11 protein-coding genes are annotated in these 15,376 nt (G+C 34.5%); 6 read left to right on the top strand and 5 right to left on the bottom strand.

Translation table 11 applies throughout. The features are described 5' to 3' along the window. The first annotated feature begins 404 nt into the window (after positions 1-404). Positions 405-1,259: a COP23 domain-containing protein gene (locus tag QNJ66_RS23455; protein ID WP_300511067.1), complete on the top strand. Its 855-nt coding sequence runs from the start codon at positions 405-407 to the stop codon at positions 1,257-1,259. Between the two features lie 165 nt (positions 1,260-1,424). Here the strand turns inward: QNJ66_RS23455 and dnaG are convergent, their stop codons facing one another. Continuing rightward, positions 1,425-3,359, bottom strand: a complete 1,935-nt coding sequence (gene dnaG / locus QNJ66_RS23450) for a DNA primase (RefSeq protein WP_300511066.1) — start codon at positions 3,357-3,359, stop codon at positions 1,425-1,427. A gap of 321 nt (positions 3,360-3,680) precedes the next feature. On the opposite strand from dnaG, the gene QNJ66_RS23445 reads away from it, so the two are divergent. From QNJ66_RS23445 to QNJ66_RS23430, 4 genes are all read left to right on the top strand, one after another. Continuing rightward, a complete protein-coding gene (locus QNJ66_RS23445; protein ID WP_300511065.1) occupies positions 3,681-4,442 on the top strand; it encodes an N-acetylmuramoyl-L-alanine amidase in 762 nt (253 codons plus the stop codon). Between the two features lie 212 nt (positions 4,443-4,654). Then, the gene (locus tag QNJ66_RS23440; protein WP_300511064.1) at positions 4,655-6,127 is read left to right on the top strand and encodes a hypothetical protein; all 1,473 of its coding nucleotides are present in this window, start codon (positions 4,655-4,657) and stop codon (positions 6,125-6,127) included. Positions 6,128-6,139: 12 nt separating this feature from the next. After that, a complete protein-coding gene (locus tag QNJ66_RS23435) occupies positions 6,140-7,270 on the top strand; it encodes a tRNA (guanine-N1)-methyltransferase (protein ID WP_300511063.1) in 1,131 nt (376 codons plus the stop codon). A gap of 176 nt (positions 7,271-7,446) precedes the next feature. Then, positions 7,447-8,364, top strand: coding sequence for a PhzF family phenazine biosynthesis protein (locus QNJ66_RS23430; RefSeq protein ID WP_300511069.1), 918 nt, complete (start codon positions 7,447-7,449; stop codon positions 8,362-8,364). A 77-nt stretch (positions 8,365-8,441) separates the two neighbouring features. Here the strand turns inward: QNJ66_RS23430 and QNJ66_RS23425 are convergent, their stop codons facing one another. From QNJ66_RS23425 to QNJ66_RS23410, 4 genes are all read right to left on the bottom strand, one after another. After that, positions 8,442-8,996 carry a pentapeptide repeat-containing protein gene (locus QNJ66_RS23425; RefSeq protein WP_300511062.1) on the bottom strand — a complete coding sequence of 185 codons (555 nt, stop codon included), beginning with the start codon at positions 8,994-8,996 and terminating at the stop codon, positions 8,442-8,444. A 90-nt stretch (positions 8,997-9,086) separates the two neighbouring features. Next, on the bottom strand, positions 9,087-10,469 hold the full coding sequence (locus tag QNJ66_RS23420; protein WP_300511060.1) for an HD domain-containing phosphohydrolase: 1,383 nt from the start codon (positions 10,467-10,469) through the stop codon (positions 9,087-9,089). A gap of 160 nt (positions 10,470-10,629) precedes the next feature. Continuing rightward, positions 10,630-12,084, bottom strand: a complete 1,455-nt coding sequence (locus QNJ66_RS23415) for a hypothetical protein (RefSeq protein ID WP_300511059.1) — start codon at positions 12,082-12,084, stop codon at positions 10,630-10,632. A 38-nt stretch (positions 12,085-12,122) separates the two neighbouring features. Continuing rightward, positions 12,123-12,611: a hypothetical protein gene (locus QNJ66_RS23410; protein WP_300511058.1), complete on the bottom strand. Its 489-nt coding sequence runs from the start codon at positions 12,609-12,611 to the stop codon at positions 12,123-12,125. Positions 12,612-12,702: 91 nt separating this feature from the next. Here QNJ66_RS23410 and QNJ66_RS23405 point away from each other — a divergent pair. Next, positions 12,703-15,376, top strand: a 2,674-nt coding sequence (locus QNJ66_RS23405) for a caspase family protein (RefSeq protein WP_300511057.1), incomplete at its 3' end; no start/stop codon positions are given.

Raw genomic sequence — 15,376 nt, 5'->3', positions numbered from 1 at the left:
TATAGCACTTCTCATACTTGTGAGGTACATAGGTTATCGCTTTGAGGCAGGAGGCAGGAGGCAGGGGGCAGGAGTTAGGTGTACCTCGTGAGTCCGAGAAACGCTATATTTATGTCCGACTACTTACCACGCGCTACGCAAAGGTAAAATGCAAAAAGCAAAAGTCAAAAAGAAGGAATGGAGGGTATTTTAATCAATGAATATCTTAAGTAATAATAGAAACTCCGAACTCCGAACTCTGAACTCATAAAAGTAGAATGGGAAAGTTAAAAAGTAGAAATAAGTGGAAATTTAGAGAATTTAATTGTTCACTTAAAAAACTGTCATATTTACTGATCAATTATTTGCTTATTTCCCTTAAAGTTGAAACAGTTACAGATATATATCGTCATCATAATTATTAAATGAATCAACAACTATTCAACCCAATGAAAACCTTAATCAAAGCATCAGGATCTGGTTTAGCATTGATTATTCTCTTTTCTAGTTCAGTGGTTAATGCTAACCCCTTATTTAACTTTCTTAGTGAATACACAAATTATCAAATTGCAGACCCTCAAGATTACGACTATAACGTAGCACAACAGGCTAGTAATGATATCATTATTGATACCAACCCCCAGACCACTCCTCCACCTCCTCCAGTGAATACTGGTTCTAGTAATACTCGTTTTGAATGTCAATACCATGAGGGTAGATATAAGGTAATGTATCGTCCTCAGTCTCAGTCGATGCAACCCTATCCTTGGGCTATTCCTAGTAATATGGGAGATGGTTGGACAGCAGAACGTCGTTGTAATGAAATCAGTCGTCGTTTAGAGATGTATCGACCGGATGGCCTGTTAGAATTAAGAACCGGTCAAGAAAATAACTACGATACCATCTGTGTAACCACAGAAGCTGATCCCCGTTGTCGTATTGTTTTAACGGTTCCTCCTGGAAAAAATCCAGAAATTACCCGTAATCAAATCTTTCAAACCCTAGTAGCAGCAGAAGATGGACAATATAGCCAAGGGGTTAACGCTTTTACTGGGGGTAGTGGTATCGGGAACCCCCTCAACGATCTTCTCAACGGAACTATACCTCAAATAGGTCGACCTTCTTCTCCTCGTTCTAATGGTATTAATTTACGCCCTTTCTTGGATGCGACAGATGGAGGAACAGGAGAAAAATTAGAAACCAGTCCTACTACTCCTACTAACTCAAACCAAGGCCCTTCTAATTCACCAACAATTTTTAATCCGAATATTTTTCGTTAAATTGTTAGTATCTCCCGTTAAATCTAAGCAATGACTAAACATTAAACATTGAACATTGAACATTTTGGTTTCAAGCCTCTCCCTTTAGGGAGAAAAAAGTTTGGGAGAGGTTTCAAGCCTACTTCCAAACGAATGATAAATGATAAATGAAATGACGGGAGAGTTTTAACTATAAATATCTAATTGGGAAAAACTTCTTAAGGGTTGGAGTTGTAATATTTTTTGCTTACTAGATAGATACTCATTTAAATAGTATTGATAGTTAACGGGGTCTTCTTGAGAACTAATTTTTTTATATTTTTGTTCACAATAATTGCAATATTTTTCTAGGTTTACTTTTTCGAGAGAAATTAAAGCAGCGTCAATAATCAAATTCAAGCGATTACTATCTTCATATTGTTCAATTTCCCGAAAGTTTAAAAGTTCTTTTACTTTACTGGAAACTTCTGATAAATCAGCCATATTTGCTTCTATTTGTGAGATAAATTGTTGATTGTTTGCGTCATGGATATTTAATATATTTTCTTCTATTTCTAATAGTTTGTGCCAGATTATGCGATGGTCTGAGAGACTAAAAATAAGACTTTTTTCTTCTAATTTGTTAAATATTTCTTGACGATGTTGGGGATAATGAATATAAATCTTTAATAAAATAGTTTCTGCTTCTTTTAATAAGTTATTTACATTCAGAGTTTCTGGTTTAATAAATGTTTTTTGTTTATTTTTTGTAGATAATTTTGTCAGGGGTTTACTTAACTGAGTCTGTAAATTTTTGATGTAAAGTGTCAGCAGTCTAGCATCTCCTTGAGCAAGAATTTCTGCACAATAGCTAATATAATAACTTCGTTGGTTACTGTCTGATAATTTATTGAGCATTTTAACCATTCCTTGGGCAACTTGTTCAAAATTATCTGCTTGTTTTAAGTTTTTATCGATTAATAGTTGTTGAATTTGCCAGTTTAACCAAAGTGGGGCTTTTTCTATTAATTCTTGATACTTTTCAGACCCATTATGATGAGATTTTATAAATTCATCAGCGTCTTTCCCGTCGGGTATATTAAGAATTTTTAGGTTAACTTGTCCAGAATAAATAAGTGATTCTATTTCGGTAATTGCTCTTTCAGTTGCTTTAATTCCAGCTTTATCTGCATCAAAATTAAAGATAACTTTTTTTGAATTACTATATCTTAATAACTGTTTTAATTGACTTTCACTAAATGCTGTTCCTAGAGAAGCTACTGTATTAGTAATTCCTGCTTCATGGAGAGCGATCGCATCAAAATATCCCTCAACAACAATCACTTTATCAAAAGAACGAATACTACTTTTAGCTTGATCTAAAGCAAATAAAGTCTTCCCTTTATTAAACAATGGAGTCTCGGGAGAATTAAGATATTTTGGTTCATCATCGGTCAAACTTCTCCCCCCGAAAGCAATAACACGGCCTTGAATATCCTTAATAGGAATCATCAGGCGATCGCGAAAAGTATCATAATAACCATTACCTTTTTTTCTCGGTTTAATTAGTCCTGCTTCTTCTACTAAAGCGATAGGATAACGTTTTTGCTCCACCAAATAACGATATAAAGTTTCCCAACCACTGGGGGCATAACCTAAGTTAAATTTTTGTATAGTTTCTGGTTTAAATTTTCTTTTTTCAATTAAATAACTTAAAGCATTTTCTCCGAGACTTTCTTGTAGTGCGTGTTCATAAAAATTGCTAGTCAAAGCAACAATTTCATATAATTGTTCTCGTAAAGAAAGTTCTTTTTGTATTTCTTGTCTTTTTTCAGGTTCTAAAGTTTTGAGAGGAACTTGATAGCGTTTTGCTAAGTCTAGGACAACTTGACTAAAAGATTGTTGTCCAATTTCCATCAAAAATTTAATGCCATTCCCCCCTTCTCCACAACCAAAACAATAATACATTTGCTTGCTTTGATTAACGGTGAAACTAGGAGTTTTTTCCTGATGAAAGGGACATAAACCTACATGATTTTGTCCTCTTTTTTTGAGAACAACATAATCAGAAACGACCTCATAAATATCAATTTTTTCTTTAACTTCTTCAATTGTATCTGGATGTATTCTAGGAAAGTTCATAATAAATATAGATTACAGTCTAGAAGACCTTTTTACTATTACTATAGAAAATATAGTCTATCATTATCTTAACTTAAAAAAATAAAAATAAAATAATCAGTTAGAACAAAAGACAATTATCATAATTATAAAAGATTAGAACATTAATTTATTTATTAACACTATGGCTAAGTTTTTATTAATTTATTTAAAGAAATTATAAGAATAGATAAGCTGTTTATAATGTAACAAAAAAGTTATATTTGCTAGAAAGGCATCACTTTTAAGTAAAATTGTCTGTACAAGAAGTCCATTAGACTAAACTACCACAGGAAAGTAAACATGAAATTTGGAATTGATATTGGGCATAATTGTCCCCCTCGCGATATTGGGGCATCAGGAATTAAAAAAGAAGATGATCTAACTAAAGATGTTGGAAATCGTTTAATTAACAAGTTAAAAGCGGCAGGTCATACTGTTATTAACTGTACCCCTGCTTCTGCTTCTAGTGTTAATGATTCTTTACGGAAAAGAGTGAATACAGCAAACAATAATAATGTGGATATTTTTGTTTCCATTCACTTTAATGCTTTTCAACCCACGAATAACCCAAGAGGTAGTGAAGTTTTTGCTATAAGTAATGCAGCACGAGGTATTGCACAGCCTGTTTTAAAAGAAATTGTGGCACTAGGATTTAAGGATAGAGGTGTTAAAAATACTGCTTTTTATGTTCTCAGAAATACTTCTATGCCAGCTATTTTAGTGGAATGTTGTTTTGTTGATTCTCAGGCAGATATGGATCTATTTGATGCCGAAAAAATGGCCGAAGCAATTACAGTAGGATTAATTGGAGAAAGTAACGATACCCCAACCCCTCAACCGGCCACATTAAGAATCACGACAAAGACTATTCTTAAACCATCAACTGATGATTCTGGTAATTTAGATCCTGCTACTTTAGTTGATATTGAAACAGGAGATTATCCAGTTTTAGATTCTCGATTTGAAGAGCGACATTTTTGGGTGAAATGGCCAGATAAAAGTAAGGCTAATCGCGATGAACATTTCGTTTTTGAAGAATTTGCAGAGCTTATTGAATCTTAAATAAATAAGAAAGGAGAATTTTATGACTTTACTAGATTATATAGTCAATGAGTCTATTTCTATTTTCGAGGTGACACCAAACTAACCTCTCATTCACCTTAAAGCTGAGATTAATTATGAAAAAATACCTCTCATTAACCTTTTTTCTAGGACTTATTAGCTTACTTTTCCTAAGTTCTATTTAATTAAAGATTATTTAAAGGAGAAAAAGTATGTCACTATTTAGTGTTTTGCAGGTAATTATTGCCATTATTTTAATTTATTTGACTTTAAGTTTGTTGGTAACTGAAATTCAAGAAGCCTTCGCCAGCTTTTTGCAATTTCGTGCTAAGAATTTAAAAGATTCTATCACAATTTTGTTAGGTGAAGAACCTGGAAATAATGGAAATAAAGAGACTCTCACAGATGCAATATATAAGACTCATCGAATAAAATCTCTCAATCAATATACAACTACTTGGCTAAGTGGGAGACCATTGTATAAAAATTTAGGTCCATCTTATATAAAGAAAGAAGATTTTGCAGATGCTGTTTTAGAACACTTGGATGAACAATTAGATAATTTTATTACTAATAATCCCCATGATCCTAATGATCCTAATGATCCTCAAAGTATTGAAGTTGACGTAATTATCGAGAAGATAAATAATAAGAATCCTATAACACTCATCAACACTAAAAAAGATTTTGGAGATGATGTAATAGATGAATTTGATCAAAAATTGAAAAAATTGAATGAAGAATCAGAAAAATTAAATGAAGAATCAGAAAAATTGAATGAAGAATCAGAAAAATTAAATGAAGAATCAGAAAAATTGAATAAAGACAGTCCAAATAATCCTAAGATTAGTATAATTACAACAAAAATCGATGCAGTTGAAAAAAAAATCAATGGAGTTAAACAAAAAATCAGTGAAGGTGAAAAAAACATCAGTGAGGTTAAACAAAAAAGAAGTGAAGTGAAACAAATAATAAGTGAAATTCACAATAAACAACGAAGCATTAATCAATTAGACCCTCTACTTCAGATCGCTCAATCAATAAAGCTAAAAAAAGAAAGCCCAAAACTTAAGGATTTTAAGCAAGAGTTAGAAAGCCTATTTCAAAAAGCAGAAGAAAAAACAATAGATGTTTATAAAAGAAACGCTAAAGGTGTATCGTTCCTAATTGGATTCCTTCTTGCAATGTTCCTAAATATTGACTTTTTCTATATTGTAGATAAAGTAGCTAAAAATCCAGACTTAGCAGCACGCTTCAGTGAAAATTCAAAAATACTTTTTGAAGACAATATTGAAAAATATAATACATATTACAAATGTGTAGAAGACAAGGGAGAAAAAGAATGTCAAGCAGAAGATATAGCTTTTCAAGAGGGAGTTAAAAAATCTATTCCTGAAGCAAGTTTAAGTGAAATTATTGGTTTAAGAAACCCAATAAACAATGGTGAACCCAAGACTAGCAATGGTGAACCCAAGACTAGCAATGGTGAACCCAACAAGAAAAATCGGCCTATACTTGTTCGTATATCTGGTTGGATCATTAGTGCGATCGCAATGGCTATGGGTGCGCCTTTCTGGTTTGATTTACTAGGAAAATTTCTTAATGTTCGCAATGCAGCAAAACCTTTTGAACCTAAAATAACAGCACTCAAAAAAGAGGAAGACAAAAAAAAGAAAGCTGAGTAAAGAGATTTTTTGATGAATTATGAATCTTTAATTTGTGAAGAAAAAGCTTATTTTACTGTGGGAAATACTTTCTATCGTCCCCACAGTAAAATAACCAGAGATTTAGGAGTATTAGCTGCCAAAGTTTATAAACAAAAACAAGGAAAGTTAAGGGTTTTGGATGTCATGACGGGGTGTGGTGTTCGTTCCATACGCTATTATTTAGAAAGCGATGCTGACTACATCTGGGCAAATGATAGTAACCCTGAAAATAAAGCAATTATTGAATCTAATTTAGGCTTTATGCTAGAAGAAAATAAAGCTAAAGTCACCTATAAAAACGCTAATAATATCTTTTTTGAATGTTACAATAATAAAGACTACTATGATTTAGTAGATTTGGATGCTTTCGGTTCACCTAATCCTTATTTGAGTACCGCATTATGGGCAACAAAAATAGGGGGATTAATCTACATAACTTGTACAGATGGACGCACAGGAACCGGACATTTACCCGAAAAATGTTTACAAGTTTATGGATCTTATGGTCGATCCCATCCAGCAGCACAAGAACAAGTATTACGATTAATTATAGGAAATTGCTTACAACAAGCAGCAACAATGGGTTTAGGAATTGAGCCAATTTTTTCTTTTTTTACTGGACAAACTTATCGAGTTATGCTACGTTTATTGCCTAAAATTAATCTGAGTTTAGATAATTATGGTTTTTTAGGATATTGTCACAACTGTGGAGAATATATAACTATTTCTTATCAACAGTTAGGAAAATCAAGATGTTATAATCAACAAGAAAATAAGTATTATAATTACACATTTTCTGGTGCTATGTGGTTAGGTGATTTACACAATCAAGAGTATTTAAAAACGATGAAAAACTTAGCAATTAATTTAAAATGGACAAAAGTAAGCGATTTATTATCAACTATGATCAATGAGTCTAACTTCCCCCCTTATTTTTATACATTAGGAGAAATAGGAAGACGAGGAAAATTAGATATTCCTAAGCGATCGCAACTCATTACAGCTTTAGAAAACAAGGGTTTTTCTGCTACCATAACTCATATTAATTCCCAAGCAATAAAAACCAATGCTACGTTAAAACAATGTCTTGAAATTGCAGAAAAATTGAGCAATAATAATTAAGTTGAAAAAATTAATTATAACTTTTAATTAGTTACAAAAGTCTAGCAACTTTACCCACCCTAGAAACTTATCTTAAAATATATGTTGGATAGGTGGGCAAAATCAATTATAATTTTTAATTAGTAGCAAAAGTCCCCTAACTTTACCCACCCTACAGACTAAAATTATTAGTGATGATGACTTATTCATTCTATACTGTTGATGTTTTTACTGATACTATATTTGGAGGAAATCAATTAGCTGTATTTCCCAATGCAGAGGGATTATCTTCCGAAATAATGCAGAAAATAGCAGCAGAATTTAATTTTTCGGAAACTGTTTTTATAGTAGAATCTACTGTTAAAAATGCGACTAAAAAATTGCATATTTTTACACCAACTCAAGAATTACCTTTTGCAGGCCATCCCACATTAGGTGCAGCTTATATTTTAGGAATTACTGATGATATAATAAACAAAAATAATGATGTAAATATTACTTTTGAGGAAGGAGTAGGGTTAGTTACTATTAAAATAAAGTTTAATAATAAGCAACCAATTTATACAGAATTAACCTCACCACAACTCCCAGAATTTTCAGATAAAGTTCCATCAATAGAAGAATTAGCATCAATTTTAAGCTTAGACATAGAAGACTTTAGACAGGATAAATATTCTACTCAAGCAGTTTCTTGTGGACTGCCTTTTTTGTTTGTTCCTCTTCATAATAGAGAAGCCTTAAAACAGATTAAATTAAATAGCGATCGCTGGCAACAAATATTAGAAAATAGTTGGGCATCTTCCCTTTATGTTTTCTGTTTTGATCCTGAAAATAAGGGTTCAAATATCCGTGCAAGAATGTTCGCGCCAGGGTTAGGAGTCGCAGAAGATCCAGCTACAGGTTCTGCTGCTACTGCCTTTGGAGGATATTTAGGTATTCGTGAAACAGAAAAAGATGGAATATTTAACTGGCGAATAGAACAAGGTTTTGAGATGGGAAGACCAAGTTTTCTAGAAGTAAGAACCGAAAAAGCTGATGGAAAAATAAACAATATTTGTGTGGGAGGATCTTCTGTTTTAGTAACTAAAGGAACTATGGAAATTCCAACTTCTTAAAGTCTGAATATACATTTACGTAGGGGTCAACGGCCGTTGACCCCTACAATATAGATATCTGTAGTCCAAGTTAATTATTAATTGTCCAAAGGAGTCCCGTCAAGACAAGTATTAGTTAATAATGTACCTTCCATAATTGCTTGTTCCACGTAGGCACATAATAGGTTAGCATTAGTCAAATTAGTACCTCTTAAAATAGCTCCGCTTAGTATAGCCTCTTCCAAATCTGCTTGTGATAAATCAGCCCCCGAAAGATTAGTATTACTTAAATCTGCCTGTTGTAAAATAGTACCGATTAAAGTTGCACCTCGCAGATCACAACCCCGAAAGTCAACCCCTGTAAAATCTAAATGACTTAACACAGAACCCGCTAAAAATGCCCCTGCTAAGCTAATATTTTGTGCCTGAATATCTGCTAAAACTGCCCCTCTTAAATCAGCATTACGACAGTCTGCATTTATCAAATTAGCCCCCGTTAAATCTGCCCCTCGTAAGTTTGTCCTCAGAGTTGCCCCCGATAAATTAGCCCCCGTTAAATCTGCCCCTGATAAGTCCATTCCTGACAAATCAACTCCAGCTAAATCTTTAATTTTGCCGTTACGAATATCCAATAAATTGATGGTTGTACTCATGGTAATCTCCTCTAAATTGACATTATTTGTATTGGTAAAAATATTAAAATTCCCCTCATATTCCCCTCCCGGGAGGGGTTAGGGGTGAGTTTATTTTGTGGCTTCTTCTAACCAAATAGCCGGTAGTTGACTAGGGCGACTTGGTAAACACATTAAGCCCATTTCTGCTAATCTAACAATATTGCCTAAAGTATCAAGTAAGTTTGGATCAAACCAAGTTTCGCGGCGAGATTCGCATTTTTCTAAGGCTTCTCCTAAACTTAATGCAGCGCGATCGCCTCTGGGTTGGCTTAATTCTTGGAAGTAAGAAACTAAGCCTAAAATGCGCGCCTCAATGCTATTTTCTTCCCCTTTTAAACCATTAGGTTTACCGCTTCCGTCCCAATGTTCCAGTTGATGGCCAACAATATCTTTAATTGCCTTTAATTCTGGCATAGTAGATAATAATTGTGCGCCTAAAGTTGCCCTATCTCTCCAAAAAGCGTAACTAGAATCATTGAGTTGATCGGGAGTGTGGGTAAACACCTCTTTAGGAGCTTCTGCGAGACCAATGCGATACAATAAACCTGCTAACCTTAAACGTCTCAATTGCAACGTGGGTAAGTCTAATAGCTGTCCGATGGTTTCTGCTAAAGCTGCCACTTGCAAAGAAGCAACCCCATTATCAACGTCCCTTTCATCTACCCGTTGAGACATCCGTAAAAACGCCTGTAACTTACTGGCCGCTAAATTCCGGTTTAACTTTAATGCTTGTCCTTCTAAGTCTACCAGTTCCCTGTTTTGACGGTTGATAGTCACTAACTGTTGTTGAGAGGTTTGTAAATAAGTGACAATACGAGAGACAACCCCACTGAGATCGATGGTGACATCTTTGGGAGTTGCTGCGATCGCCTCCTGCATTTTGGTTAAGCGATCTGCTAATTCTGGGTGATAAGTCCGAGTTGATTCAATTAAAATTTTAGCTGCTTCTTCTACCGGACGGCGATCGAATGTCCAGAGTCCGTAAAATTTTCGTTCTGTGTCTGTTTGAGGTTGGGTGTCAGCGCGATATTCTTCGGGGGAGAGTTCCCGACACAGTACCATTGCTGCGTATCCAGGGGCTAAAATGACTAAATTCCACTCTTCTACTAAAATATCCTCTTCATTGAGATGAACTAGGGATACATTGTCTAATTTTCCTGTTTTATGACTATCAAACCCACTTTCGGAAACTGCAGAGATGGCAATATGACGAGAACATTGGGCAATATCATAATAGCGATCGGCTTCTTGTAAGTACCATTTTCCTTGTTGAAAGGTCACCAAAACTAGGGGATGTTGTTGGGGATCATCGGGGGTACTTTGGAGAATATGGTCTTCTAAGGCGTGACAAAGGGCAACCAGGGTATTTTTGAAGTAAACACCGTAACTGGGGGGTAATTGACCGTCTGGAAGCGCGCTTTTCAGTTGGTTTAGGGTTGACTCAGGTAACATTCAGGACTACTAAAATCAGGACGTTATGATTAGTTTATTTTAAGCTACTGACAACTATAGCTTATCGTCTTGATTAATGGATCATTGAATGAAGTCTGAAGTCTGAAGTTTAATTTATAGATGAGGACTTCTACCGACATTTTGTTAAACCCATTAACTGTTACAACCTTATTTTTTTTACTATCAATTTGATACTTAAGGCTAATATGAAAAGTAAAATTATAAAAAATGTGGGTGTTATAATACTATTAAAAAGAAAACTATCACAAGGAAAACTCTTTTCTTCTTGCTTAAATGGCCAACTCTGTATCATTCTGTTGCAGGTATTTCCTTCAAAATCAATAATAGTAATGGTTGCTGCTCCTCCTCCAATAATAGCAATTAAATCTTGAAAGTTGCGATCGCGTTCTGCTTTTTCCAGTTCAATTTGACTTCGTAAGGCGTTAATATTACTTTCTAAAAGTTGTAATCCTAATTTCATATTTGCTTCATCTTTTTCAATTTGTTTAAGATATTTGGTTTCCGTTAGGTTGCTAAATTTATCAAGAAAGTTTAAATCACTTTCTTCTCCTGCTTTTTCCTTGATAATTGTTGTTAGTTTAATATAACCGTCTAAATTAATTTCAATGGTTTCTTTTAAAAAGTTTAGTTCTAAAAGATTGCGTGTGAATTTGTCTAAAATAGTTTGAATTTCTTGAATACGAGTTTGTAGTTTAGCTAAGTTATTATTTTTGTCTGAAATGAGTTTAATTTTTTTTGTAATAGTATCAACTTCTCTATAGTAAAATTTAAGGGTATCTGTAATAGTACGGCTTTGACTATAAGTCCACATAATTTTATGACGATGGCAAAATAATCTCATCCAATCTTGAAAATAGTTATCTTTATTCGCTTTATTAAAGCTTTGTTCATCTGAAAAAATTATAATTAATAGGTGTTCTTCTAAATAACTCGATAAGGGATTCCAAATTTCAAAAATATCACTATTAAAAAACTTTCCTTGTCCATATAAACAATTATTCCATTGATCAGGTTTATTGACTATATTTTGATAACATTCTTCTGCTATTGTTTCTCTATTATTTTCTTCTTCTGTTAACCATCCTGAAATAATTTTAGTTTGTCCAATTGTTATATTTTTATACAGTTTATTGTACTGATCAACTTCTTGTTTAATATTATTAAAAGATGCTTCAATTTCTTGTGATTTAATTTTATTATCATTATTACCAATAGAACAATTAACTAATAAACCATAAGTATCATGCAAAAGAACAGGATAAAAATATCCTTCAAATTCATCAGTTTTTAATTTTAGAAAATTAGGTTTGAGTAATGCTTGATAACTCAAATTTGAGTTTTCTTCTTTTGCTTCTTTAAATTTGTTTTTAGGAATAAAACGCATCATCCAAAGCAATAATAATCCACGGTCTTCAGTATTTATTAAAATAACAAAAGATAACTTCCAAAATAGAGATGCTTGACTATCTAACTTCTGTTTCAATCTTCCTTGAAAAACATTACGATTATGCTCAATATTCTCTTTTTGAGCATTGAGAGGACTTTTCAAATCATAAATAAACAAGTCAATAGTTGGATAACATAGCTTACTCATATTTTAGATAATTGTTTGTTTTTTTGCTATAGACTTGTTTAATTTAACCATTGTTTCAATTTATCAATCCAGGTTATTTGATCAGGAATGTTTTCAGGTTGTTGTGATTCTGAGATAAGAATGACAGCATTGTGCAAAATTAGTTCTTGTCCTTCTGGAGTGGTATCGTCTTCAATATCAGGGATGTCCCCTTTTCTGATTCTGATAAAGTTATTTTGCAGACTTGTTTCTAATTGAATAAGATTCTCCAGTTTTGGCAATATTTCTGAAGGAATTTCTCCTGAGTTAGCCAGTTTATTTTGGTAAATTTTAAAAAGTTGATTAAGTTGAGTATTTCCTGCAATCTTTTCTATTAAACTGTCCCTTAAAAAGGTTTCAATTTCGCTATATTCTAATCTGTCGGTATAAGTGCGAAATTGTTTAGCAAATTCTTGAAAATTTTTCTTCTCTTCAGGGGTGAGAGATTGGGAATAATCTCTTAGGGATAAGAGATAGGCTAAGAGAGTGTTATGAAATGTTAATGTCATGTTTGTTCAAACTATAAGCTACATTATACTAAATTAGACTCATACTTTCTAGCTTAACTTTATTGGCTCATTTCCTGAATCTTTTTTTATAATGACTTCACGATCGCAGATCCTTATTATTGGTATAGACTATTATGGTGACAAATCAGGGTTAAAGTCCTTAGATGCACCGTCTCAAGATGCAGAAGCGATCGCCTGTTTGTTAGAGAAGTATTGGGAATATCAGCAAACACAGATTCAACGCATTCCCTGTGAACAACAACTGGATAGTAAAGGGAACTTACAACAAAGAATAAAAGATGATGCGATCGTTACACAAAATTATTTAGAGAAAGAAATTGAACAATTATTGAATCCTCCTGATCATAATCCTCCTGACACCGCTTTATTGTTTTTTTCGGGTCATGGTGTTCCCAAAGAAATTGATGGTAAGGTGGAAGTTTATTTAGCAACTAGCGATCGCTTAGCCAACCAAGAAGAATGTCAAGGGGTGGGAATCAGTTGGTTAGGGGAACAAATACAAAAAAGTAAGGCAAAAGAGGTCATTGTTTGGTTAGATTGTTGTTATAGTGGGGAATTGCTCAAATATTGTCCTGATAATAAACGTTATTGTTTTGTTACAGCGACCACTTGTTATAGTGAAGCTTATACTAATTTTGAGGAAGGTGAATTAACCAAGGCACTCAAAAAGGGGTTAAACCCGGAAGACAAATCTGAGCAACGAGTAGACAGTGATCATCTTCTTGGGTTTTTGGCAGATAATCAACCTCAACATGAACAACGGTTTGAATATAAAAATTCTCCTGCACCCATTCCTTTAACAACCCTGAAACCGAGAGACTTTCGGGATAAATGTCCTTATGTTGCCCTCAATGCGTTCCAAAAAGATGATGCAGATTATTTCTTCGGTAGAACTACAATTATCAAGACTTTACTCAATAAGTTAAAAAATAAAGAGCAGGAGCGTCTTGTTGCCATTTTAGGCGCGTCTGGTAGCGGTAAATCGTCGTTAATGCGAGCAGGGTTACTTTATGAACTGAAAAGGGGTCAAAAAATAGCTGGTAGTAATAATTGGCTCATTATTGAACCCTTTAGTCCCACTAACCAACCTTTAGAGATTTTACAGCAAAAATTGAGTGCTGCTGGATTGGAAAATATTGCTCCAGATACACCCATTATTCTCATGGTGGATCAGTTTGAAGAATGTTTCACCTCATGTGATGAGGAGACAAGGAAGGAGTTTATTAACAAATTATTGGATTTATTGAAAAATAAGCCTAATTTACAGATTACTCTGGCCATGCGTGATGATTTTCGTAGTCGCTTACGAGAGTTTCAACCCTTTCGCGAGATGATGTCCATTGTCAATGTGGGACATCTTAACCATGAGGAAATTGAAGAAGCAATCATTAAACCAGCGCAAAAAGTGGGGTTATATATTTATCCTGATTTAAAGCAACAGTTAATCAATGATGTAGAAGATTATCCCGGCAGTTTACCCTTGTTGCAATATACCTTAACTGAGTTATGGAACCAGGCTCATGAACAGGGGGAAACCAGTCTGCGCTTAGAAACCTATAGTCAGTTGGGAGGTATTGAAGGAACCCTACAAAATAGAGCGACGGAGATATATGAAAGTTTATCACCAGCAGATCAAGCAGTAGCTAAACGCATCTTTTTGGAGTTGGTGCAAGTAGGGGATATTTCCGACACCAGACGACGGGTAACGTTAGGACAATTGGAAAATTCTCGCCATGATCTAGCTACATTAGATAGGGTGACAGAATTTTTGGCCAATAAGGATAATCGTTTGTTAACTCGTGCCAATGTTGAGCAAAAAGAAGAGATTTCCCAAACACCACCACAACAAGAAGATCCCAGAACGAAAATTATTATTGATGTGGTACATGAAGCGTTAATCCGTAACTGGAAGATGTTAGGGGACTGGAAACAAGAATATCGAGAGGGAATGATTATTGAGCGTAGAATTGAACAAGCAGCGCAACAATGGCACCAGGGAAAAGGTGATTTATGGCAGGTTGCCGGGTTAGAGGTGGCTAAGAGATACCAGGAACTCTATGGTGACTTAGCTATGCTCGATGGGACAGCAGAGAAATTTATTGAACAAACTCGTAACAAAGTAACCCGAAATAAATGGACCCAACGAGGGGTTATTGCTGCAATTTTGGCCTTTGCTGGTTTGAGTCTTTATACTGCGATCGATGCTAACCGACAAAAGATAGAAGCACAAAGAAAAACCATCGTTGCACAAGCAAACGCAGCTCAACTGCAATTATCGAACCCTAAACATATTAACCCTCTCCTTCTCGCCTTAGACAACGTAGAAAATAACCTGCAACTCAACAAAAATGGACTGATGAGGGAAACCTATAACGCTTTAGCCGAGACAGTAGCGCAAACTCCTATACAATCAACCCTCCAAGGTCATCAATATCCTGTAAGGTCCGTGGCCTTTAGCCCAGATGGCAAAAGAATAGTCTCTGGCAGTGATGACAACACCATCAAGGTGTGGAATGCGGAAAATCCCAGCAGTGAGCCTCTGCATACCTTCAATGGTCATCAAGCTGATGTCAATTCCGTGGCTTTTAGCCCAGATGGCAAAAGAATAGTCTCTGGCAGTAATAACAACACCATCAAGGTCTGGTCTCTGGACAATCCCAGCAGCGAGGCTCTGCAGACCTTCAATGGTCATCAAGGTTCTGTCAGGTCCGTGGCCTTTAGCCCAGATGGCAAAAGAATAGTCT

Source organism: Crocosphaera sp., assembly GCF_030064895.1.
Taxonomy (GTDB): domain Bacteria; phylum Cyanobacteriota; class Cyanobacteriia; order Cyanobacteriales; family Microcystaceae; genus Crocosphaera.
The sequence above is the reverse complement of the archived record's forward strand: the minus strand, read 5'-3'. Positions and strand labels throughout refer to the sequence as shown.